This is a genomic window from Frigoribacterium sp. Leaf263 (assembly GCF_001422285.1).
Lineage (GTDB): Bacteria > Actinomycetota > Actinomycetes > Actinomycetales > Microbacteriaceae > Frigoribacterium.
This window is the reverse complement of sequence record NZ_LMMO01000004.1, coordinates 162,042-182,993: the sequence shown is the minus strand read 5'-3', so window position 1 is coordinate 182,993 and position 20,952 is coordinate 162,042. Positions and strand designations below refer to the sequence as shown.

Annotated in this window: 19 protein-coding genes and 3 tRNA genes; 10 read left to right on the top strand and 12 right to left on the bottom strand. The window is 68.8% G+C overall.

The window, feature by feature from the left end:
• Positions 1 to 14: 14 nt before the first annotated feature.
• Positions 15 to 527 carry a universal stress protein gene (locus tag ASF17_RS10075; protein WP_055799079.1) on the bottom strand — a complete coding sequence of 171 codons (513 nt, stop codon included), beginning with the start codon at positions 525 to 527 and terminating at the stop codon, positions 15 to 17.
• Positions 528 to 645: 118 nt separating this feature from the next.
• Between ASF17_RS10075 and ASF17_RS10070 the strand changes: the two genes are divergently transcribed.
• Complete coding sequence (locus tag ASF17_RS10070) at positions 646 to 1,329, top strand: SOS response-associated peptidase (protein WP_055799076.1); 684 nt, start codon at positions 646 to 648, stop codon at positions 1,327 to 1,329.
• 166 nt (positions 1,330 to 1,495) lie between these two features.
• Here ASF17_RS10070 and ASF17_RS10065 read toward each other — a convergent pair.
• Positions 1,496 to 1,579: transfer RNA gene (locus tag ASF17_RS10065), tRNA-Leu, on the bottom strand.
• A gap of 107 nt (positions 1,580 to 1,686) precedes the next feature.
• On the opposite strand from ASF17_RS10065, the gene ASF17_RS10060 reads away from it, so the two are divergent.
• From ASF17_RS10060 to pknB, 7 genes are all read left to right on the top strand, one after another.
• Positions 1,687 to 2,403, top strand: a complete 717-nt coding sequence (locus tag ASF17_RS10060; RefSeq protein ID WP_055799072.1) for an FhaA domain-containing protein — start codon at positions 1,687 to 1,689, stop codon at positions 2,401 to 2,403.
• Positions 2,400 to 2,933 (top strand): FHA domain-containing protein FhaB/FipA, encoded by a 534-nt coding sequence (locus ASF17_RS10055; RefSeq protein WP_055799069.1) that lies wholly within the window; start codon positions 2,400 to 2,402, stop codon positions 2,931 to 2,933. Before ASF17_RS10060 ends, ASF17_RS10055 begins: the two co-directional genes overlap by 4 nt.
• Positions 2,934 to 2,940: 7 nt before the next feature.
• The gene (locus ASF17_RS10050; RefSeq protein WP_055799066.1) at positions 2,941 to 4,185 is read left to right on the top strand and encodes a PP2C family protein-serine/threonine phosphatase; all 1,245 of its coding nucleotides are present in this window, start codon (positions 2,941 to 2,943) and stop codon (positions 4,183 to 4,185) included.
• A complete protein-coding gene (locus tag ASF17_RS10045) occupies positions 4,169 to 5,632 on the top strand; it encodes an FtsW/RodA/SpoVE family cell cycle protein (protein ID WP_082475258.1) in 1,464 nt (487 codons plus the stop codon). The genes ASF17_RS10050 and ASF17_RS10045 overlap by 17 nt, the downstream gene beginning before the upstream one ends.
• Positions 5,632 to 7,107 carry a peptidoglycan D,D-transpeptidase FtsI family protein gene (locus ASF17_RS10040; protein WP_055799064.1) on the top strand — a complete coding sequence of 492 codons (1,476 nt, stop codon included), beginning with the start codon at positions 5,632 to 5,634 and terminating at the stop codon, positions 7,105 to 7,107. The genes ASF17_RS10045 and ASF17_RS10040 overlap by 1 nt, the downstream gene beginning before the upstream one ends.
• Positions 7,104 to 8,927 (top strand): protein kinase domain-containing protein, encoded by a 1,824-nt coding sequence (locus tag ASF17_RS10035; RefSeq protein WP_055799061.1) that lies wholly within the window; start codon positions 7,104 to 7,106, stop codon positions 8,925 to 8,927. Before ASF17_RS10040 ends, ASF17_RS10035 begins: the two co-directional genes overlap by 4 nt.
• 165 nt (positions 8,928 to 9,092) lie before the next feature.
• Positions 9,093 to 10,787 carry a Stk1 family PASTA domain-containing Ser/Thr kinase gene (gene pknB, locus ASF17_RS10030; RefSeq protein WP_268761069.1) on the top strand — a complete coding sequence of 565 codons (1,695 nt, stop codon included), beginning with the start codon at positions 9,093 to 9,095 and terminating at the stop codon, positions 10,785 to 10,787.
• Positions 10,788 to 10,944: 157 nt separating this feature from the next.
• Here pknB and ASF17_RS10025 read toward each other — a convergent pair whose 3' ends face one another.
• The 3 genes from ASF17_RS10025 to ASF17_RS10020 are packed head-to-tail and all read right to left on the bottom strand — an operon-like array spanning position 10,945 to position 12,517.
• Positions 10,945 to 11,583, bottom strand: a complete 639-nt coding sequence (locus ASF17_RS10025) for an anthranilate synthase component II (RefSeq protein ID WP_055799058.1) — start codon at positions 11,581 to 11,583, stop codon at positions 10,945 to 10,947.
• Entirely contained in the window at positions 11,580 to 11,741 is a 162-nt protein-coding gene (locus ASF17_RS15870) for a hypothetical protein (RefSeq protein WP_200913470.1), read from the bottom strand. Before ASF17_RS15870 ends, ASF17_RS10025 begins: the two co-directional genes overlap by 4 nt.
• Before the next feature lie 2 nt (positions 11,742 to 11,743).
• Entirely contained in the window at positions 11,744 to 12,517 is a 774-nt protein-coding gene (locus tag ASF17_RS10020) for a class E sortase (RefSeq protein WP_055799055.1), read from the bottom strand.
• 108 nt (positions 12,518 to 12,625) lie between these two features.
• Here ASF17_RS10020 and ASF17_RS10015 point away from each other — a divergent pair, with 108 nt between their 5' ends.
• Entirely contained in the window at positions 12,626 to 12,874 is a 249-nt protein-coding gene (locus ASF17_RS10015) for a cell division protein CrgA (RefSeq protein ID WP_055800637.1), read from the top strand.
• A 172-nt stretch (positions 12,875 to 13,046) separates the two neighbouring features.
• On the opposite strand, the gene ASF17_RS10010 is transcribed toward ASF17_RS10015, so the two are convergent.
• Positions 13,047 to 13,904: a rhomboid family intramembrane serine protease gene (locus ASF17_RS10010; RefSeq protein WP_082475257.1), complete on the bottom strand. Its 858-nt coding sequence runs from the start codon at positions 13,902 to 13,904 to the stop codon at positions 13,047 to 13,049.
• Positions 13,905 to 14,444, bottom strand: a complete 540-nt coding sequence (locus ASF17_RS10000; RefSeq protein ID WP_055799047.1) for a peptidylprolyl isomerase — start codon at positions 14,442 to 14,444, stop codon at positions 13,905 to 13,907.
• Positions 14,445 to 14,588: 144 nt separating this feature from the next.
• Here ASF17_RS10000 and ASF17_RS09995 point away from each other — a divergent pair, with 144 nt between their 5' ends.
• A complete protein-coding gene (locus tag ASF17_RS09995) occupies positions 14,589 to 15,119 on the top strand; it encodes a hypothetical protein (RefSeq protein ID WP_156357384.1) in 531 nt (176 codons plus the stop codon).
• 430 nt (positions 15,120 to 15,549) lie between these two features.
• Here ASF17_RS09995 and ASF17_RS09990 read toward each other — a convergent pair.
• From ASF17_RS09990 to gyrB, 5 genes are all read right to left on the bottom strand, one after another.
• Positions 15,550 to 15,622 (bottom strand) — tRNA-Ala (locus ASF17_RS09990).
• 40 nt (positions 15,623 to 15,662) lie between these two features.
• A tRNA-Ile gene (locus ASF17_RS09985) sits at positions 15,663 to 15,736 on the bottom strand.
• 84 nt (positions 15,737 to 15,820) lie between these two features.
• Positions 15,821 to 16,228 (bottom strand): DUF3566 domain-containing protein, encoded by a 408-nt coding sequence (locus tag ASF17_RS09980; RefSeq protein WP_055799041.1) that lies wholly within the window; start codon positions 16,226 to 16,228, stop codon positions 15,821 to 15,823.
• Entirely contained in the window at positions 16,221 to 18,890 is a 2,670-nt protein-coding gene (gyrA, locus tag ASF17_RS09975; protein WP_082475256.1) for a DNA gyrase subunit A, read from the bottom strand. The genes ASF17_RS09980 and gyrA overlap by 8 nt, the downstream gene beginning before the upstream one ends.
• A gap of 76 nt (positions 18,891 to 18,966) precedes the next feature.
• A complete protein-coding gene (gene gyrB, locus ASF17_RS09970; RefSeq protein ID WP_055799038.1) occupies positions 18,967 to 20,946 on the bottom strand; it encodes a DNA topoisomerase (ATP-hydrolyzing) subunit B in 1,980 nt (659 codons plus the stop codon).
• Positions 20,947 to 20,952 lie beyond the last annotated feature (6 nt).

The window sequence follows — 20,952 nt, the reverse complement described above, 5'->3', positions numbered from 1 at the left end:
CTCTCCGAGCCCCGCTACAGCTCGTGCTCCCACGGCAGGCGCTCCGACCGGGTGACCGGCGACAGCGGCACGACCACGACGGGCAGCTGCTGGCGATGGGTCAGATGCAGCGCCACCGAGCCGGCGAAGAACTCGCGGAGGCTGCCCCGCAGGCCGGCCTCGCGGCTGCCCACGACGATCATCGGCGCGCCGATGCGGTCGGCGAAGCGGCCGAGGCAGTGGGCGGGCTCTCCGGTGAGGGCGCGTGTGGCGAGCGGGACACCACGGGCCTCGGCGATCGGCCGGAGCAGCGCCTCCAGCTCGGCGTCGAAGACGGGCGGTGCGTCGAGCTCGTCGGATTCGAGCGGGTACGAGAGCACCGTGCCGTCGATCCCCTCGGTGAACGCGACGCGGTCGGGCTCGACGATCACGCAGACGAGACCGGTGCCGAAGCGGGCGGCGAACTCCACCGCCCGGGCGACCACCGCCTCCCCGCTCCCCGGGACGACGCCCGCGACGACGTAGCCGTGCAGTTGCGAGTCGGACATGGTCACCCTCGTCTCGTCGAGGCCCCGGGAGGCCGAACGTGCGGCCCGGGTCGTGTCCGCGACCGCTGCGCCCCAGTGAACCACCACCGCCGAGGCGACGGAAGAGCAGACTGAGCCCATGTGCGGCCGCTACGTCATCGCCCGAGCCACGTCGGATCTGCTGCCCTCGCTGCTCGAGGGTCTGGGGCCCGTCCCCGACGACTTCAACGTCGCGCCGACGACGCGGGTCCCGGTGGTGCGCGAGCGGCACGGCGAGCGCGAGATGCCGCTCGTCCGCTGGGGCATGGTGCCCTCGTGGTACCCGGATCTGAAGCGGCGCCCGCAGCCGATCAACGCCCGCATCGAGACCGTCGCGACGAGCGGGATGTTCCGTCGGCCGTTCGCGCAGGCCCGCTGCATCGTCCCCGCCCTCGGGTACTACGAGTGGGTCGTGACCGAGACGGGCAAGCAGCCGCACTACATCCACCAGCCGGAGGCGGGGCTGGCCATGGCCGCGGTCGCGAGCGCGTGGCCGGACCCGTCCAGGGCCGACGACGACCCCGACAGGTGGATGCTGTCGATGTCCATCATCACGCGCGATGCTCACGTCGCGCCGGGCGAGGTGCACGATCGCATGCCCGCCTGCCTGACGCCCGACTCGTACGACGACTGGCTGGGCGATCACCTCGGCACGACCGAGCTGCTCGAGCTGCTCGACCGGGACTCGCACGAGATCGCGCACGACCTCGTGCATCACGAGGTCTCCCGAGACGCGAACTCGGTCCGCAACAACGGCCCCCACCTCATCGCCCCCCTCCCCTAGGAGGCGCAGCTCACCGACCGCACAGACGGCGCCCCCCATGAGCACAGAGAACAAAATGGCCCTCCCGATAGGGAGAGCCATCTTCATTCGTGCGCCGCAGCAGCGGCGGCGCACCATGAGCACAAAGAACAATTGGCCCTCCCGTAGGGGAGAGCCAATTCGTTCGTGCGCGAGGGGGGACTTGAACCCCCACGCCCTTTCGAGCACTGGCACCTGAAGCCAGCGCGTCTGCCAATTCCGCCACTCGCGCGAACTCGAAAACACTAGCATGAACGAGGCCTCCCGCTTCGCACTCGTGAGAACATGCCACCCGTTCCGGCTAAGATCGGGCGACCTGAGACCCGACCCTGGAGAGACATGGGACTGCTCGACAACTTCGAACGCGGGCTGGAGCGCGCCGTCAACGGCGCCTTCGCCAAGACGTTCCGTTCGGGCGTGCAACCTCTCGAGCTGACGAACGCCCTGCGGCGCGAGCTCGACACGAAGGCCGCGGTGGTCTCGCGTGACCGCATCCTCGTGCCCAACGAGCTGCTGGTGCGTCTCGCGCCGATGGACTACGAGAAGATGGCGGCGATCGGGTCGTCGCTGATCGACGAGCTCACTCAGCTGACGCAGCGTCATGCCACCGCGCAGGGGTATCACTTCGCCGGTCCGGTCAGCATCCGCCTCCGCGAGGACGACTCGCTGAGCATCGGCATCATGGCCGTCGACTCGCGCAACGTCCGCGGCGAGGAGGTCTCGTGGCGACCGGTCGTCGACATCGACGGTCAGCGGCATGTGCTCCGCGGCCAGCGGACCGTCATCGGTCGCGGCTCCGACGCCGACATCACCATCCAGGACACCGGCACCTCGCGGCGGCACGTCGAGATCCTGTGGGACGGCGACCGGGCGCAGGTCCGCGATCTCGGCTCGACGAACGGCTCGAAGCTGAACGGCGAGCCCTTCTCGAAGGCCCCCCTCCTGCCCGATTCGACGATCCAGATCGGTCGTACGCGTATCGTGTTCCGGGTGCTCCCCCTCTCAGCGACGCCCGACCCCTTCTCCGGGCCCGACGTCTCGGGGGGCCGACGATGACGAGTGAGCTCACTCTCCTGGCGTTGCGCTTCGGCTTCCTGGCGGTCCTGTGGCTGTTCGTCTTCGCCATCGTGTTCGCGCTCCGATCCGATCTGTTCGGTCAGCGGGCGCGCAAGCTGCCGGCGGACCAGCAGCCGGGCCAGATGAGCGCAGCCCCCGCCGCGCCTCCCGCTCCCGCCGCGCCTCGCGCTCAGCCCGCGTCCGCCGCTCCGGCGGCGCCTTCGCCGGGCGGCGATCCGGCCGCGCGTCGGCTGGTCATCACGAAGGGCGCGAAGGCGGGGCTCGAGATGCCCCTGTCCGACGGCCCGCTGACGATCGGCCGGTCTCAAGAGAGCAATCTCGTGATCCGCGACGACTACACCTCGACGCATCACGCCCGTCTCATGCTGTGGAACGGTCGCTGGGTCATCCAGGACCTCGACTCCACGAACGGCACGTTCCTCGCGGGCGAACGTGTCACGGTCCCCACGCCGGTGCCCGTCGGCTCCACGGTGACGATCGGCCAGACGAGCTTCGAGCTGCGACGGTAAGCGCCCGATGACGCATCCCAAGAGCGCGGCTCTGTCCAATGTGGGCAAGATCCGCTCGAACAACCAAGACAGCGGCTACGCCGGAGGTCGGCTGTTCGTGGTCGCCGACGGGATGGGCGGTCATGCCGGCGGCGACGTCGCCTCGGCCATCGCGATCCGTCGCATCCGCGAGACCGACAAGCAGTACAGCTCGCCCGGCGATGCCGAGTTCGCGCTCCAGTCGTCGCTGATCGCCGCGAATCAGCTGCTCGCCGAGACCGTGTTCGAGCACCAGGAGCTCACGGGCATGGGCACGACCGTCAGCGCGATGCTGCGCGTCGGCGACAGCATGGCCATCGCGCACATCGGCGACTCGCGCATCTACCTGTGGCGCGAGGGCGAGCTCAGTCAGATCACCGCCGATCACACGTTCGTCCAGCGTCTGGTCGACAGCGGTCGCATCACGGCCGAGGAGGCGGCGGTGCACCCCCGCCGCAGCGTGCTCATGCGCGTGCTCGGCGACGTCGACGCGGCGCCCGAGATCGACACGGCCATCCTCGGCACGCAGCCCGGCGACCGGTGGCTCATCTGCTCCGACGGTCTCAGCAGCTATCTCGCCGAAGAGCGCATCAAGAAGGCCCTGGCCGCCGGTCTCGACCCCGATCAGACGGCTCGTCGTCTGGTGAAGGAGACCCTCGACCACGGCGCCCCCGACAACGTCACGGTCGTCATCGTCGACGTCGACGAGTCGGGCGACTCGTCGGTCGAGCCCCCGGTGACCGTGGGCTCCGCCGCCGTCCCTCTCACGTTCGAGGGCGAGACGGGCCGCAAGTCGCTCCGGCTGCCGACGATCCTGCTCCACCCGTTGAAGGTCGCGACGACCCCCGAAGACAGCCATTTCGAGCCCGAGTCCGACGAGTACCTCGCCGAGCTCATCGCCGAAGACAGACGGCGTCGCCGGCGTCGCCGCATCACCTGGCTGGCGGCCCTCGTGGTCGCGATCGGCGCGCTCGTGGCGGGTCTCGTGCTCACCTACCAGTGGACTCAGGACCACTACTACGTGGGCGAGCGGGAGGGCACGGTCGTCATCTACAAGGGCGTGCAGCAGACGCTCGGCCCGATCGCGTTGTCGAGCGTCCTCGAAGAGACGGACCTCGAGGTCTCCGATCTGCCGAACTACACGCAGCAGACCGTCGAGGACACCATCAACGCCCGTTCCCTGGCCGATGCCCGTGCCATCGTCGAGAGGTTGACCGATGCCAGCACCCGGTGACGACACGTCGACCGAGCTGATCGGTCGTCCTCCAGGAGGCGCGCGAGGGTCCGCGAAGGCCTCCCGCCCCGCACCCGTCGAGCCCACCAGTCTGACGCAGGCCATCACCATCCGTCTGCGGCAGCCCGCCCGGCTCCGCAACCTCGAGCTGCTGATGCTGCTCATCGCATGCGGGATCTGCGCCGGCGCGGTCGTCCTGGTCCAGCTGGGCGCGACCGACGAGATCGACACGAGCGTCCTGATCGCCGGCTCGGCCGTGCTCGGCCTGGGTCTGATCTTCCATCTCGTGCTCCGCGTGGTCGCGCGCGAGGCCGACCCGTTCATCCTGCCGATCGGGCTCGCCCTGAACGGCATCGGGATCGCGATGATCTACCGCATCGACCTCGCGTACGGCCGGTCGGGCTGGGAGGCCTTCGGCATCAAGCAGATCGCGTGGACGGCGATGGCCATGGTGATCGCGCTCATCGCGCTGATCGTGATCCGCAACTACCGCATCCTCTCGCGCTACCGGTACATCGCCATGTTCGTGTCGATCGTGCTCCTGCTGCTGCCGCTCATCCCCGGACTCGGTCGCGAGGGCCTGAACGCCCGCGTCTGGATCGACATCGGTCCGTTCTCGTTCCAGCCGGGCGAGATCGGCAAGATCACGCTGGCGATCTTCTTCGCCGGCTACCTGGTGACGGCCCGCGACAACCTCTCGCTGATGGGGCCGAAGATCCTCGGCATGCGGTTCCCGCGACCGCGCGACCTCGGGCCGATCCTCATCGTCTGGCTGGTCGCCATGGGCGTCCTGATCTTCCAGCGCGACCTCGGCACCTCGCTGCTCTACTTCGGCCTGTTCCTCGTGATGATCTACGTGGGCACGGGGCGGGCCAGCTGGATCGTGCTCGGTCTGACGCTGTTCCTCGGCGGGGCGCTGGTGGCCTCGACGTTCCTGGGCTACGTCCAGGGCCGGTTCGCTGCCTGGCTGAACCCGTTCGACCCGGCCGAGTACAGCGCCGACGGCGGGTCCTTCCAGCTGGTCTCGGGCCTGTTCGGCTTCGCGAACGGCGGGCTGATCGGCACCGGACTCGGCCAGGGGCGCCCGCAGACGACGCCGCTCGCCGAGAGCGACTACATCTTCGCCTCGCTCGGCGAGGAGCTCGGCCTGGCCGGCATCTTCGCGATCCTGGCCCTCTACCTCCTGCTCGTGTCGCGCGGCTTCCGCATCGGCTTCGTCGGGCAGGACGACTTCGGGCGCATGCTCGGCGTCGGCCTGGCCTTCGTCATCGCCCTCCAGGTCTTCGTGGTCATGGGCGGCGTGACGCGCGTCATCCCCCTGACCGGTCTGACGGCGCCCTTCATGGCCGCCGGCGGATCGTCCCTCGTGGCGAACTGGATCATCGTGGCTCTGCTGCTGCGGCTGTCCGACTCGGTGCGCAACCAACCCAGGCTGGTGATCGGCTGATGAACAAAGAACTGAGACGCGTGAGCCTCGTCGTGCTGGCGATGTTCGTCGCGCTGTTCGTGTCGAGCACGTACATCACGACGTTCCAGGCCGAGTCGCTGCGGGCCGACCCGCGCAACTCCCGCGCCCTGCTGGCGAGCTACTCGGCCCAGCGCGGACCGATCCTCGTGGGCGGCGAGCCCGTCGCGCAGTCCGACCCGGTCGACGACGTCTACAAGTACCAGCGCTCGTACCCGCAGCCCGACCTCTACGCCCCGGTGACCGGGTACTACACGCTCGGTCAGGGCGCCCGCGGCATCGAGGACTCCATGAACGAGTACCTGACGGGCAACGCCAACTCCCAGTTCTTCGAGCAGATGAACTCGCTGCTGACCGGGCAGTCCCCCGAGGGCGCGACCGTCAACCTGACGCTCGACCCGACGGTGCAGCAGGCCGCGTACGACGCGCTCGGCGGCAACGACGGTTCGATCGTGGCGGTCGAGCCCTCGACCGGCAGGATCCTCGCCATGGTGTCGAAGCAGAGCTACGACCCCAACCCGTTGGCGAGCCACGACAGCGCGGCGGTCAAGGCCGCCTACGACGCCCTCGTCGCCGATCCCTCCGACCCGCTGCAGAACAAGGCCATCGAGGGCGACCTCTACGTGCCGGGCTCGACCTTCAAGCTCATCACCGTCGCGGCGGCTCTCGAGAGCGGCGACTACACCCCCGAGAGCACGTTCCCCAACCCCTCGAGGCTCACCCTGCCGGGCACGTCGACCGACATCAACAACGCCGAGGGCGGCAGCTGCGGCGGCGGTGACGAGGCGAGCATCGCCACGGCGCTCCGCCTGTCGTGCAACATCCCGATGGCTCAGCTCGGTCGGGCGCTCGGCGCCGACGCGCTGAAGGAGCAGGCTCAGGCGTTCGGCTTCGACGACGACTCGATCACGATCCCGCAGTCGGTGACGCCCAGCCAGTTCCCGATCGAGGACGCCGACGGCGCCGAGATCAGCGACGCCGCGCTCATGCTCCAGTCGTTCGGCCAGGGCAGCGACCGCGTCACGCCCCTGCAGATGGCGATGGTGTCCGCGGCGATCGCCAACGGCGGCACGCAGATGGACCCGACCCTGATCGACAGCGTGCTGAACCCCGATCTCAGCCCGGTGGAGGACTTCTCGCCCACCGAGTACGGCGATCCGATCAGCTCCGACACCGCGGCGACGATGACCGACATGATGGTCGACGACGTCGCCGACGGTGCGGCCAGCAATGCAAGAATTAGCGGGGTCGACGTGGCCGGCAAGACGGGCACGGCGGAGAACGGCGTGGGCGAGCCGTACACGCTGTGGTTCACCGGCTTCGCACCGGCCGCCGACCCCGAGGTGGCCGTCGCGGTCGTCGTCGAGAACGGCGGCGGGCAGGGCCAGTCCGCGTTCGGAAACAGTGTCGCGTCACCAATCGCGAAGAGAGTCATTGAGGCGGTGCTGAACAAATGAGACCTTCGGGCGGAATCACCTTCGGTGGGCGTTACCAGCTGTCGACCCGTGTCGCCATCGGCGGCATGGGCGAGGTCTGGGAGGCGACCGACCTCGTCATCGGGCGCACCGTCGCCATCAAGATCCTGAAGGACGAGTACCTGGGCGACCCGGGGTTCCTCGAGCGCTTCCGCGCCGAGGCCCGACACGCCGCCCTCGTCAATCACGAGGGCATCGCCAACGTCTTCGACTACGGCGAAGAAGAGGGCAGCGCGTACCTCGTCATGGAGCTGGTCCCCGGCGAGGCCCTGTCGACCGTGCTCGAGCGCGATCGCGTCCTGCCGACCGACAAGGTGCTCGACATCGTCGCGCAGACCGCGTCGGCTCTCCAGGCCGCCCACGCCGCAGGCCTCGTGCACCGCGACATCAAGCCCGGCAACCTCCTCGTCACGCCCGACGGCCGCGTGAAGATCACCGACTTCGGCATCGCCCGCATCGCCGACCAGGTGCCGCTGACCGCGACCGGTCAGGTGATGGGCACCGTGCAGTACCTCTCGCCCGAGCAGGCCAGCGGTCACCCCGCCTCGCCGAGCACCGACATCTACTCGCTCGGCATCGTCGCCTACGAGGCTCTCGCCGGTCGACGCCCGTTCACGGGCGAGTCGCAGGTCGCCATCGCCATGGCCCAGATCAACGAACAGCCGCCGGATCTCCCGTCGACCGTCTCCGAGCCGGTGCGACGTCTGGTCATGTCGTGCATCTCGAAGAAGCCGGGCGAGCGTCCGGCCACAGCGTCGGCCCTGGCCCAGGCCGCACGGGCCCTCCGCCGTGGTGACGTCGCCGCCGCCACGGTCGCCGTGCCCGCCATCGGCGCGGCCGGTGCCGCCGCCCTCGCCGCCGACGACGCGACCCGCGCCTTCGCCGCGCAGGACGCCACGACGCAGCTCTTCAACCCGAACGCCACGGGTGCCGGTGCGGCCGTGACGGGCCCGTACACGCCCGGCTCCGCCGACCCGGACGCCCTGCACGACGACGACCTCGACGATGAGCGCAAGCAGCGCAGCCCCTGGTTCTGGCCGCTCATCGTGCTCGGCGTCCTCGTGCTGGCCGGCGCGATCGCCGTGATCGCCTTCGCTCTGTCGTCGAACGAGCCGTCGCCGTCCGAGACCTCGTCCCGGCCCCCGTCGTCGACCGCTTCGACACCGCCGCCTTCCGAGACGCCCACCCCGACCCCCACGACGACGCCGACGCCCGACACGGTCAACGTCGTGGCCGGCGACTTCGTCGGCATGACCGAGGCTCAGGCGCGCTCGGCGCTCGAGTCGCTCGGTCTCGTCGTCGACTCGGGGCCCAGCTCGGCCGCACCGCCGAACAGCGAGGACGTCGGAACGGTCGCCAGCGTCAACCCGAGCGGGAACGTCCGCAAGGGCAGCACCGTCACGATCCTGATCTACCAGGAGGCGCCCCAGCCGACCCAGCCCGGGTCGCCGAGCGCGTCCCCCTCGGAGATCCCGGCCGACGGCGCGACCCCCGCGACGATCACCTGGGAGTCCTACGCGGGCTGCCCCACGGGCTACTCGCTGACCGGGTACTCGTACTCTGTCTCGGGCGGAACCGACACGTCGGGTCAGACGGGCGGGGCCGTCGGCGCCAACGTGACCTCCATCCAGGTCGTCTCGTCCACGCCCGGCAACGTCACCGTCGCCTACCTCGCGAACTGCGGCGAGCTCGCCTCCGACGCGTCACCCGGCGTGACGCTCACGGCGTCGCCGGTGGCCCAGGAGCCGTCTCAGGAGCCGACCGAGACGACGCCGTCCGAGACGCCCCCCGCCCAGGGCTGAACCCCGTGACCGCGGCCCTCCGGGGCCGCGGTCACGAAGCGGCGACAATCATCCCCAGGACGGACCCCGGCACCCGATCTGGGGCCAGACGGCCAAGTACACTTGCTGCGACCGTGTGTTCCGAGTTCACGGTTTCGTGAGGGAGTGTACGGCGTGGTCGAAGGCGTGAGAGAGAGCATCCACCTCCTCGCCAACCGGTATCAGATCGGTGAGCGCATCGGTCGAGGCGGCATGGCCGACGTGCACGTCGGCACCGACGCCCGACTCGGTCGGCGCATCGCGATCAAGCTGATGAAGCCCGCACTGGCGACCGATCCGGCCTTCCGCACGCGTTTCCGCCAAGAGGCCCAGGCGGCGGCACGCATGGCGCACCCCACCATCGTCCGCGTCTTCGACGCCGGCGAGGAGACCGTGCGCTCGGCCAACGGCCACGAGGTGCAGGTCCCCTTCATCGTCATGGAGTACGTCGAGGGCAGACTCCTCAAGGACATCGTCGCCGAGGGCCCGATGGATCCCGCCGAGGCGATGCGCATCACCCGGGGCATCCTGACCGCCCTCGAGTACTCGCATCGCGCCGGGGTCGTGCATCGCGACATCAAGCCGGGCAACGTGATGATCAACCACGCCGGCGAGGTCAAGGTCATGGACTTCGGCATCGCGCGGGCCATCTCCGACTCGTCGGCGACGGTGGCGCAGACGACCTCGATCCTCGGCACCGCCCAGTACTTCAGCCCCGAGCAGGCGCGCGGCGAGACGGTCGACGCCCGGACGGACCTCTACTCCACCGGCGTCCTGCTCTTCGAGCTGCTGACCGGCCGTCCGCCCTTCCGGGGCGAGTCGCCGGTCGCCGTCGCCTACCAGCACGTGAGCGAGCCGCCGGTGCCGCCGAGCACGATCGTGCCCGCGGTCTCGCCGGCGCTCGACGCGGTCGTCCTGCACGCTCTGGCGAAAGACCGCTTCGAACGGTTCCAGACCGCAGCGGACTTCCGTGCCGACGTCGAGGCGTCGGCCGAGGGCCGGGCGCCGACCCGGCGTCTGCCCTCGTCGCAGTCGGGTTCGACGCTCTTCGGCGTCAACCCGGCGACCGCCGCCGGCAGCGAAGGCGCCCTGAAAGAGCTCGCGTCCGACGACAACGACCGTCCCCAGCGCACCCAGACCCGGCCCCCGGTCGCCTGGATCTGGGCGGGCATCGTCCTGGTCGCGATCGTCATCATCGCCGTGGTCTTCTGGGTGGTGAACCTGGCACCGCCCGTCGTCGAGAACTCGCAGTCCGCCCGCATCCCCGATCTCGTGGGGGTCAGCTACGACGACGGTTCGGCTCGCCTCGACGAACTGGGTCTCGAGGTCACGCGCGCCGAGATGCCCGACGACACCGTCGCCGCCGGCGACATCGTCTCGACGGATCCCTCCTCCGGCATGTCCGTGCCGCTCGAGACGAGGGTCACGGTGACCGTGTCGACGGGTCCGCAGCTGTCCGCGGTGCCCGACGTCGTCGGCTCGCAGATCGACGAGGCGTGGCAGACGCTCTCCGACGAGGGCTTCACCCAGGGTCAGCAGACCACCGACTACTCGCCCGACGTGCCGGAGGGCGCCGTGATGGCCGCCGATCCCGAGGTCGACGCCGAGGTGGCCGTGGGCAGCACCGTCGACCTGGTCGTCTCGAACGGCCTCGTCACCGTGCCCGATGTGACCGGCGAGACGACGACGGACGCCAACGCGCGACTGGCCGAGCAGCTCCAGCTGCCGGTCACCCTCGAACCCGATCCCGCCTGCACGGGCGGTGCCGTCGCCGGCCAGACCCTCGCACCCGGCGATCACGCCCAGGGCTCGCCGATCACCCTGCGGGTCTGCAGCGGCTGATCACCGCTCTTCACCGCCGACCTCCCCCGATCGGCTCGCGCGGCTGGAGCTCTCGACCCGTCGCGCGGAGAGCCGGCGGGCTTTCACCGCCGACTCTCGCGAGCGGTGGTCGCGCCCGGTGGTCGCGCCCGGCACCCGACGGGCTCGACGGGCGGGCTCAGCTCAGATCGAGCAGCGGTGACAGCCCTCGGGCGGTCGTCCGTGCCTCGGGCAGACCGGCCTCGCCGAGCCAGTTGCCGATCATCTGATAGCCGCCCTCGGTGAGGACCGACTCGGGGTGGAACTGCACGCCGTACAGGGGAGCGCTGCGGTGCCGCAGACCCATGATGATGCCGCCGGTGGTGCGCGAGGTCACCTCGAGGGCTCCCGGCACGGTCTCGTCGACGACGGCGAGCGAGTGGTACCGCGTCGCCGTGAAGGGCTGCGGCACCCCGTCGTAGAAGGGGCTCTCGTCGTGCGTCACGGCCGAGGTCTTGCCGTGCATGAGCTCCTCGGCGTGGGTGACCGTCGCACCCAGCGCCTCCGCGATGGCCTGGTGCCCGAGGCAGACGCCGAGGAGGGGCTTGTCGGTCTCGAGGGCGGCGTTGACGACGTCGATCGACACCCCGGCCGCGGCGGGCGTGCCGGGGCCCGGCGAGAGCAGCACGGCGTCGTACTCGGCGATGCGCGAGGCGGCGTCGCGGCCGGCGAACGAGTCGTTGCGGACCACCTCGGTCTCGGCTCCGAGCTGCTGCAGGTAGCCGTTCAGCGTGTAGACGAAGCTGTCGTAGTTGTCGACGACGAGGATGCGCGTCATGGGTTCTCCACAGTGACGTCGGGGGTGGGCAGCATCTCGTTCACAGCGGGGAACACCCACTCGACGAGAGCGAAGAGGACGGCCGCGAGCAGCACGATCAGGATCACCAGTCGCACCCACCACGGTCCCGGAAGAATACGCCACAGGGCTGCGTACACGGTCAGCTCCCCCCACCGGCGGCCGTGACCCCGGCCGGGGGTCCGGCCGAGAGCGGCTGCCACGAATCGAAGACGCCGTAGGCGACGATGCGCTCCTGCGCTGTGAACATCGGGTTGCAGCTCGTCAGGGTGATGAGCCTCTCGCCCGAAGCGGCCGACACGTCAGGGGCGTCGGGGACGGGCTGCAGCACCGACACCTGCGACGCCTGGACGTACTGGAGGTTGCGGAACGCGTAGGTGAACCAGCCGTCCTCGGTCTCGACGTACATCTCGTCGCCCTCCCGCAGATCGGCGATGGCGTTGAAGGGCGCCCCGTAGGTCGTGCGGTGCGCGGCGATCCCGAAGTTGCCGACCTCGCCGGGCATCTGCGTCTGGTCGTAGTGGCCGATGCCGATCGCGTTGAGAGTCCGAACGGTGCTCGTGCCGCCGGCGATCGGGACGGCGTAGTCGGCGCCGAAGCGGGGGACGTAGAAGTTCGCGAACTCCTCGGCCTCCGCGGGTGCCTCGCCCACCGGCGGGTCACCGTACGAGCCGTCGGCACCGGGCTCGACCTCGGGCCCGGCCTCGCGCTCGAACCGATCGCTCAGGCTCGACGCCTGCTCGCGATGCTCGCCCGCGACGACGAGGTCGTTGAACCACTGCTGCCATCCGATGAACAGCAGCACGAGCGCACCGGCCGTGATGAGCAGCTCTCCGAGCACACCCGCGAAGGAGGTGCGGCGAGGGCGGCGACGCGACCTCGCCCCCTCGCGGGGTCGGCGCCGGTCGTCGTCCATGGCCTCGATTCTAGGTGCAGGCCCCGGCGGGCCGGCCGTCTCGGGGGCGTGCTGTGGACGGGGATGCCGCCCCGCGCCTCCGGAACCCCTCCCGGTATGATGTCGGCCATGGCCAAAGACACGAAGCGCACCTCGAAGCCCGCCGACCCGCGCGAGACGCGGACGGCCGCAGACGCCCCGAACCCGGTCTGGTTCAAGCCGGTCATGTTCGGGTTCATGCTGATCGGCCTGGCGTGGATCGTCGTGTTCTACGTCAGCCAGAGCACGCTGCCCGTGCCCTCGATCGGCTCGTGGAACATCCTCGTGGGCTTCGGCATCATGTTCATCGGGTTCCTCATGACCACGCGCTGGCGCTAGAACACACCTTCGGACTTACATCGCTGTAACTATCCCCAGTGTTAATAAACCTGTGGATAACTTTCTGTGGATAAGAGTGTGAAAACTCCCGGCCCGGCCAGGAACGACAGAAGAGGCGGCTCCCCAGGGAGCCGCCACTTCCGTCGTCCGGGTGTTCGAACCCGCTCTCGCCTCAGATGACGCCGTAGGCGCTGGCGAGCTCGTACGACCGCCAGAGCACGATCGCGAGCACGAGCACGCCGATGCCGACGACCGCGGCGGTCTGCGCACCCCGCTTCGAGCGGTGCCGCGTCTTCGAGAAGACGAAGGCGACGGCCGCGCCGGCCACGAGGCCGCCCAGGTGGGCCTGCCACGACACGTTCGGCAGGACGATCCCGATCACGAGGTTGATGCCCACGAGCACGAGCAGCTGCACGCCGTTCGAACCGCCCAGGCTGCGGGCGATGACGAAGAACGCCGCCATGAGACCGAAGATGGCCCCGGAGGCGCCGATCACGCTCGAGACGGGAGCGATCAGCGAGACCGCTGCCGCGCCTCCCACCCCGCTGATCGCGTAGAGCGCGGCGAACCGGCCCCGCCCCAGAGTGCGCTCCAGCTGCCCGCCGAAGATGAACAGCGCGTACATGTTGAAGAGCAGGTGGAACACGCCCGCATGTGCGAACAGCGACGTGACGAGACGCCACGGCTGCACGATCTCGAACGGAGCCGAGAACGACAGCAGGCTCGTGAACGACGATCCGAGCACGACCTGCAGCAGGTAGACGAGCACGCTCGTGCCGATCAACGAGTACGTGACGACCGGTGCGCCGCTGGCCGAGGCGCTCCGCATGCGCGTCACGACGGCAGGCTGCACCCTCGGTGCGTTCGCGCGCGCCTCGCGGACGCACTCCGGGCAGTGCACGCCGACGGCCGCCGGCGTCTGGCACTGCCCGCAGATGGTCCGCCCGCAGCGCTGGCAGAGCACGAAGCTCTGCCGATCGGGGTGTCGGTAGCAGTAGTTGCCCGCATCCGACGGAGAGGGTTGCGTCACCTAGACCTCGTCGATGGTGACGCTCTGGATCACGACGTCCTCGAGCGGCTTGTCGCGGGCGTCGGTCTTCACGGCCTCGATGGCGTCGACGACCTTCTTGGACTCGTCGTCGGCCACCTCGCCGAAGATGGTGTGCTTGCCCTGCAGCCACGGCGTCGCCACCGTGGTGATGAAGAACTGCGAGCCGTTCGTGCCCTTGCCGCCCTGGGTGCCGGCATTCGCCATGGCGAGGACGTAGGGCTTGCTGAAGTCGAGCTCGGGGTGGATCTCGTCGTCGAACTGGTAGCCGGGGCCGCCGATGCCCTGACCGAGCGGGTCGCCGCCCTGGAGCATGAAGTCCTTGATGATGCGGTGGAAGACGACGCCGTCGTACAGCTTGTCGGTGCTGACCTTGCCGGTGGCGGGGTGCTTCCACTCGATGGTGCCGGTCGCGAGACCGGTGAAGTTGGCGACGGTCTTGGGGGCGTGGTTGCCGAACAGGTTGACCTTGATCGTTCCGAGCGAGGTCGTCACGGTGGCAACGGAAGTGTGCTTTGACATAGGCCTCATTGTCCCACAGGGGCCCCTCGGCCTCAGTGAGGGTACAGACTTCGTGGTGTTCCCTGTCAGGTTGCCTCGTGCCAGGATGGAGGAGCCAGTATCCCTCTGGCCCCGTTGCCTACTCGTTGGAGGAACACTGTGGCCTTGTCACGCAAGCAGAAGAAGGAACTGAACAAGTTCAAGAAGCACGCGTCCGCCGTGTGGACCGAGCAGCGCGAGGTCTTCGGTCACGCCGGCAAGGTCCTCGGGGATGCCCGCGACGCCGGCGTCAAGGTCGCGAACAAAGAGGTCGTGCCGCGCGTCCGTCATGCCGTCGACAACAACGTGCGCCCCGCCGTGTCGACCAGCCTCGCCGCCGGGTCGAAGTACGCCACCAAGGCTCAGGACCGCCTGATGCACGATGTCTACCCGAGCGTGCAGTCGTACCTCAACGGCCTCGACATCACGAACGACCCCAAGGTCAAGAAGGCCGTCAAGAACGCGAAGAAGCAGGGCGCCAAGGTCGCGAAGAAGTACGCGCCGGCCAAGCAGAAGTCCGGCCCCGGCGTTGGCGGCGTGCTGCTGATCGGCGTGGGCGTCGTCGCCCTCGGAGCCCTCGTCTTCGCCGCCGTGCAGACGCTGCGCGCCGACGACGAGCTCTGGGTCGCCGACGACGACGCCGACACCAAGGCGTAGTCCTCCCCCCGAACCACCCGAGAGGGCCCGCATCCACCCGGATGCGGGCCCTCTCGCCGTCCGACGCCCGCTCCGGCGGGCTCCGGCGCACTCGCGCTACTCGCGCCGCCGCCACACGCCCCGAACGAGACCCCGAGCGACCTGACGAAGTCAGCAGCCCCCATGCTCGTCCGATCCTCGAAGCCCCCACGACCCGACGAAGTCGGCAGCCCCCCGCGACCGCACGGACCCCCTCAGCGGCAGGCGAAGCCTGCGCGCCTGCGCCCCGCGACCCGACGAAGTCGGCAGCCCCCCGCGATCGCCCGGACCCCGTCGGCGGCAGGCGAAGCCTGCTCGCCTGCGCCGCAGGAGCGGCGGCGCAGCCACAAGCACGAACAAGAAATCCCCGCGACCCGACGAAGTCGAGGAGCAGGGAAGGGCCTGTTTCTTGTGGAGCCTAGGAGAATCGAACTCCTGACATCCTGCTTGCAAAGCAGGCGCTCTACCAACTGAGCTAAGGCCCCGTGGAGCTGGGGATCCACCCGCTGGTGGACCTCACGGGAGTGGGGCTAACAGGACTTGAACCTGTGACCTCTTCGTTATCAGCGAAGCGCTCTAACCGCCTGAGCTATAGCCCCCGAACCGTCGTAAAGCCTACAACACCACGACGGAGTTTCCGAATCGTCGACGCGGCGGCCGCGTCGACGATCCGTCAGATCGACTCAGTTGTTGGTGAAACCGACGAGCAGGCCGCCGGTGACACGCACGCTGAGGTTGTACAGCACGGCCACGATCGCGCCGATGACGGTGCCGATGACGACGTTGAGCACGGCGACCACGATGGCGAAGAGCATCACCTGACCGACGTTGAAGGACTCCTGGATGGAGAAGTCCTGGTCGCCGAGGATGTCGCGCAGCAGCTGGTCGAGGTCGTTGAAGATGCCGGTCTGGTTGAGGATCAGCCAGATCAGGAACGTGGCGACCACGGTGATGATGCCCAGGGCGACGGCGATGAGGAACGACAGCTTCACGACCGACCAGAAGTCGATGTAGACGAGCTTCAGCCGCACCTGCTTGGTGCCGGCGGGTCGCTTGGCCTTGCTCTGGAGTCGCTCGGCGACACTACTCATTGATCGGTTCCTCTTCGGTGGTGCCGGCGTTCGGCACGTCGGGCGTGGTGTCGTCTGTCTCGACGGCGTCGATCACGTCTCCGGGACTGACGGCCGGCACGGCCTCGTTGTCACCGACTGCGTCGATGACGGCCTCGTCGGACTGTGCCACGAGGTTGCGCTCGGTGTTGCGCGCCACGGCGATGATCCGATCATCTGCGGCGAACCGTGCGAACACGACACCCATCGTGTCGCGGCCCTTGGCGGGCACCTCGGCCACGGCAGACCGTACCACCTTGCCGCTCGACAGCACCACGAGCACCTCGTCGTCCTCGCCGACGATGAGCGCTCCGGCGAGGTCGCCCCGCGCCTCCGCGAGCTTGGCGACCTTGATGCCGAGACCGCCGCGGTTCTGCACGCGGTACTGGTCGGCGGCCGTGCGCTTGGCGTAGCCGCCCTCGGTGACGACGAAGACGTAGCCCTCGTCGTTCGACACGGAGGCCGACAGGAGCGTGTCGCCCTCGCGGAAGGTCATGCCCTTCACACCGGAGGTCGAACGGCCCATCGGTCGCAGCGAGTCGTTGGTGGCGGTGAAGCGCAGCGACATGCCGTGGCGCGACACGAGCAGGAGGTCGTCGTGCTCGTCGACCAGCAGCGCCGAGACGAGCTCGTCGTCGTCGCGCAGGTTGATGGCGATGATGCCGCCGGTGCGGTTCGTGTCGTACTCGGTCAGGGCCGTCTTCTTGATGAGGCCCTCGCGGGTGGCCAGCACGAGGTACTGCGCCACCTCGTAGTCGCGGATGTCGAGCACCTGCGAGATCTGCTCGTCGGGCTGCATCGCGAGCAGGTTGGCGACGTGTTGGCCCTTCGCGTCGCGACCGGCCTCCTGCAGCTCGTACGTCTTGGCCCGGTAGACGCGGCCCTTGTTCGTGAGGAACAGCAGCCAGTGGTGCGTCGTGGTGACGAAGAAGTGGTCGACGACGTCGTCCGCACGCAGCTGGGCGCCGCGCACGCCCTTGCCGCCGCGGTGCTGGCTGCGGTAGTTGTCGCTGCGCGTCCGCTTGACGTAGCCGCCGCGGGTGATGGTGACGACCATCTCCTCTTCGGGGATGAGGTCCTCGACGCTCATGTCGCCGTCGAAGCCGAACATGATCTCGGTACGGCGGTCGTCGCCGAACTTGTCGGTGATCTCGGCGAGCTCGTCGCTGACGATCGTGCGCTGACGCTCGGGCCGGGCGAGGATGTCCTTGTAATCGGCGATCTCGCGCTCGAGCTTGTCGGCGTCGTCCTGGATCTTCTGGCGCTCGAGGGCCGCCAGCCGGCGCAGCTGGAGGTTGAGGATGGCCGAGGCCTGGATCTCGTCGACGGCCAGGAGCTCCATCAGGCCGACCCGCGCCTCCTCGACGGTGGGCGACCGGCGGATGAGCGCGATGACCTCGTCGAGGGCGTCGAGCGCCTTGAGGTAGCCGCGCAGGATGTGCACGTCGGCTTCGGCCTTCTTGAGACGGAACCGGGTGCGGCGCTGGATGACGTCGATCTGGTGGTCGACCCAGGCCGAGATGAACCCGTCGAGGGCCAGCGTGCGCGGGATCCCGTCGACGATCGCCAGCATGTTCGCGCCGAAGTTCTCTTGGAGCGACGTGTGCTTGTAGAGGTTGTTCAGCACGACCTTCGCGACCGCGTCGCGCTTGAGCACGATGACGAGTCGCTGACCGGTGCGACCGGAGGTCTCGTCGCGGATGTCGGCGATGCCGCCGACGCGACCGTCTTTGACGAGCTCGGCGATCTTGATCGCCAGGTTGTCGGGGTTGACCTGGTACGGCAGCTCGGTGACGACGAGGCAGGTGCGGCCCTGGATCTCTTCGACGTTGACGACGGCGCGCATCGTGATCGAGCCGCGACCCGTGCGGTACGCGTCCTGGATGCCCTTGACGCCGAGGATCTGCGCGCCGGTCGGGAAGTCGGGTCCCTTGATGCGCTGCATGAGCGCCTCGAGGAGCTCCTCGCGCGAGGCCTCGGGGTTCTCGAGGAACCACTGCGCACCCGACGCGACCTCGCGCAGGTTGTGCGGCGGGATGTTCGTCGCCATGCCGACGGCGATTCCGACCGAGCCGTTGACGAGGAGGTTCGGGAACCGGCTCGGCAGGATGGCGGGCTCCTGCGTGCGACCGTCGTAGTTGTCCTGGAAGTCGACGGTGTCCTCGTCGATGTCGCGGACCATCTCGAGCGCGAGGGGAGCCATCTTGGTCTCGGTGTACCGCGGGGCCGCGGCGCCGTCGTTGCCGGGCGAGCCGAAGTTGCCCTGCCCGAGCGCGAGCGGGTAGCGCAGGCTCCACGGCTGGACCAGACGCACCAGCGCGTCGTAGATGGCCGAGTCGCCGTGCGGGTGGAACTGGCCCATGACGTCGCCGACGACGCGGGAGCACTTCGAGAACGCACGGTCGGGGCGGTAGCCGCCGTCGTACATCGCGTAGATCACGCGGCGGTGGACGGGCTTGAGACCGTCGCGGACCTCGGGGAGCGCGCGCCCGACGATGACGCTCATCGCGTAGTCGAGGTACGAGCGCTGCATCTCGAGCTGCAGGTCGACCTGCTCGATGCTGTCCCGCTTGAGCGCCGCCGCGAAGGTGGGCGTGACCTCGGGGTCGGTGCCCTCGGGGGTGTCTGTCGGCTCGTCGGCCATGATTCTCCGTTTGTCGTCGTCGGCCCCGGTCTGCTCCGCGGGGCGCGGATGTCCTCCGGATCACCGGAGGCGCGTGTCAGATGTCGAGGAAGCGGACGTCTTTCGCGTTCTGCTGGATGAAGTTGCGTCGCGACTCGACGTTCTCGCCCATGAGGGTGTCGAAGATCGTGTCGGCGGCGGCGGCGTCCTCGAGGGTCACCTGCAGGAGCGTGCGGGTCTCCGGGTCCATGGTGGTCTCCCAGAGCTCCTTGTAATCCATCTCGCCGAGGCCCTTGTAGCGCTGGATGGCGTTCTCCTTGGGGATCCGCTTGCCCGCGGCCTTGCCCGACACCAGCACGGCGTCGCGCTCGGCGTCGCTGTAGACGTACTCGTGCGGGGCGTTGCTCCACTTGAGCTTGTACAGCGGCGGCTGGGCGAGGTAGACGTAGCCGAGGTCGATCAGCGGCCGCATGTAGCGGAACAGCAGCGTCAGCAGCAGCGTGGTGATGTGCTGCCCGTCGACGTCGGCATCGGCCATCAGCACGATCTTGTGGTACCGGGCCTTGTCGGCGTCGAAGTCCTCGCCGATGTCGGCGCCGAAGGCCTTGATCATGGCCTGCACCTCGTTGTTGCCGAGGGCGCGGTCGAGCCGCGCCTTCTCGACGTTGAGGATCTTGCCGCGGAGGGGCAGGATCGCCTGGGTCTCGGGGTTGCGCCCCTGCACGGCGGAACCGCCGGCGGAATCGCCCTCGACGATGAAGATCTCGCTGAGCGAAGGGTCCTTGCTCTGGCAGTCCTTGAGCTTGCCGGGCATGCCGTTCGACTCGAGCACGCCCTTGCGACGGGTCTGCTCACGGGCCTTGCGGGCGGCCATTCGGGCCTGCGACGCGAGGATCCCCTTGCGGACGATCTCGGCGGCCTGTCGCGGATTGCGGTCGAACCAGTCGGTGATCTGGTCGAAGGCGACCTTCTGCACGAACGACTTGGCCTCGGTGTTGCCGAGCTTGGTCTTCGTCTGACCCTCGAACTGCGGTTCGCCGAGCTTGATGGAGATGACGGCGGTCAGACCCTCGCGGACGTCGTCGCCCGTGAGGTTGTCGTCCTTCTCCTTCAGCAGCTTGTTCTTGGGGTCTTTGGCGTAGCGGTTGACCAGCGTCGTCAGCGCGGCGCGGAACCCCTCCTCGTGCGTGCCGCCCTCGTGAGTGTTGATCGTGTTCGCGTAGGTGTGGACGCTCTCCTGATACGAGGTGTTCCACTGCATGGCGACCTCGAGCGAGATCTTCTTCTCGGTGTCCTCCTGCTCGAAGGCGATGATGTCGTCGTGGACGGTCTCGACCTTCTTCACCGTGTTCAGGTACTCGACGTAGTCGACGAGCCCCTTCTCGTAGTGGAAGACGTCGTGACGCGGCTCGGCATCCTCTTCTTGCACGCGCTCGTCGCTGAGCTCGATGCGGAGGCCCTTGTTCAGGAACGCCATCTGCTGGAATCGCGTGCGGAGGGTCTCGTAGTCGAAGTCGACCGTCTCGAAGATCTCGGCGTTGGGCCAGAAGGTGATGGTGGTGCCGGTCGTGTCGTCGGCCTCGCCCTTGGCGAGCGGCGCGACGGGGACGCCGTCGGTGAAGCTCTGCCGGTAGACGTTGCCCTGACGGCGGACCTCGACGTCGAGCTCGCTCGACAGGGCGTTGACGACGGAGCTGCCCACGCCGTGCAGACCACCCGAGACGGCGTATCCGCCGCCGCCGAACTTGCCGCCGGCGTGGAGCACGGTCAGGACGACCTCGACGGTCGAGCGACCCTCGATGGGGTGCACGTCGACCGGGATGCCGCGGCCGTTGTCGACGACGCGCACGCCGCCGTCTTCGCGCATGGTGATCTCGATGTGGTCGCAGTGACCGGCCAGGGCCTCGTCGACCGAGTTGTCGACGATCTCGTACACGAGGTGGTGCAGACCGCGCGGGCCGGTGGACCCGATGTACATGCCGGGTCGCTTGCGGACCGCCTCGAGCCCCTCGAGCACCTGAATGTCGCCGGCGCCGTAGGAGTGGTCGTTTCGGGCGTCGGGGGTGTCAGGTGACATGTGCGT

What these genes read in the sequence shown, in the direction of transcription:
- ASF17_RS10075 (WP_055799079.1), bottom strand. Translation starts at nt 527, where the DNA reads ATGTCCGACTCGCAACTGCACGGCTACGTCGTCGCGGGCGTCGTCCCG.
- ASF17_RS10070 (WP_055799076.1), top strand. Translation starts at nt 646, where the DNA reads ATGTGCGGCCGCTACGTCATCGCCCGAGCCACGTCGGATCTGCTGCCC.
- ASF17_RS10060 (WP_055799072.1), top strand. Translation starts at nt 1,687, where the DNA reads ATGGGACTGCTCGACAACTTCGAACGCGGGCTGGAGCGCGCCGTCAAC.
- ASF17_RS10055 (WP_055799069.1), top strand. Translation starts at nt 2,400, where the DNA reads ATGACGAGTGAGCTCACTCTCCTGGCGTTGCGCTTCGGCTTCCTGGCG.
- ASF17_RS10050 (WP_055799066.1), top strand. Translation starts at nt 2,941, where the DNA reads ATGACGCATCCCAAGAGCGCGGCTCTGTCCAATGTGGGCAAGATCCGC.
- ASF17_RS10045 (WP_082475258.1), top strand. Translation starts at nt 4,169, where the DNA reads ATGCCAGCACCCGGTGACGACACGTCGACCGAGCTGATCGGTCGTCCT.
- ASF17_RS10040 (WP_055799064.1), top strand. Translation starts at nt 5,632, where the DNA reads ATGAACAAAGAACTGAGACGCGTGAGCCTCGTCGTGCTGGCGATGTTC.
- ASF17_RS10035 (WP_055799061.1), top strand. Translation starts at nt 7,104, where the DNA reads ATGAGACCTTCGGGCGGAATCACCTTCGGTGGGCGTTACCAGCTGTCG.
- ASF17_RS10025 (WP_055799058.1), bottom strand. Translation starts at nt 11,583, where the DNA reads ATGACGCGCATCCTCGTCGTCGACAACTACGACAGCTTCGTCTACACG.
- ASF17_RS10020 (WP_055799055.1), bottom strand. Translation starts at nt 12,517, where the DNA reads ATGGACGACGACCGGCGCCGACCCCGCGAGGGGGCGAGGTCGCGTCGC.
- ASF17_RS10015 (WP_055800637.1), top strand. Translation starts at nt 12,626, where the DNA reads ATGGCCAAAGACACGAAGCGCACCTCGAAGCCCGCCGACCCGCGCGAG.
- ASF17_RS10000 (WP_055799047.1), bottom strand. Translation starts at nt 14,444, where the DNA reads ATGTCAAAGCACACTTCCGTTGCCACCGTGACGACCTCGCTCGGAACG.
- ASF17_RS09980 (WP_055799041.1), bottom strand. Translation starts at nt 16,228, where the DNA reads ATGAGTAGTGTCGCCGAGCGACTCCAGAGCAAGGCCAAGCGACCCGCC.
- gyrA (WP_082475256.1), bottom strand. Translation starts at nt 18,890, where the DNA reads ATGGCCGACGAGCCGACAGACACCCCCGAGGGCACCGACCCCGAGGTC.
- gyrB (WP_055799038.1), bottom strand. Translation starts at nt 20,946, where the DNA reads ATGTCACCTGACACCCCCGACGCCCGAAACGACCACTCCTACGGCGCC.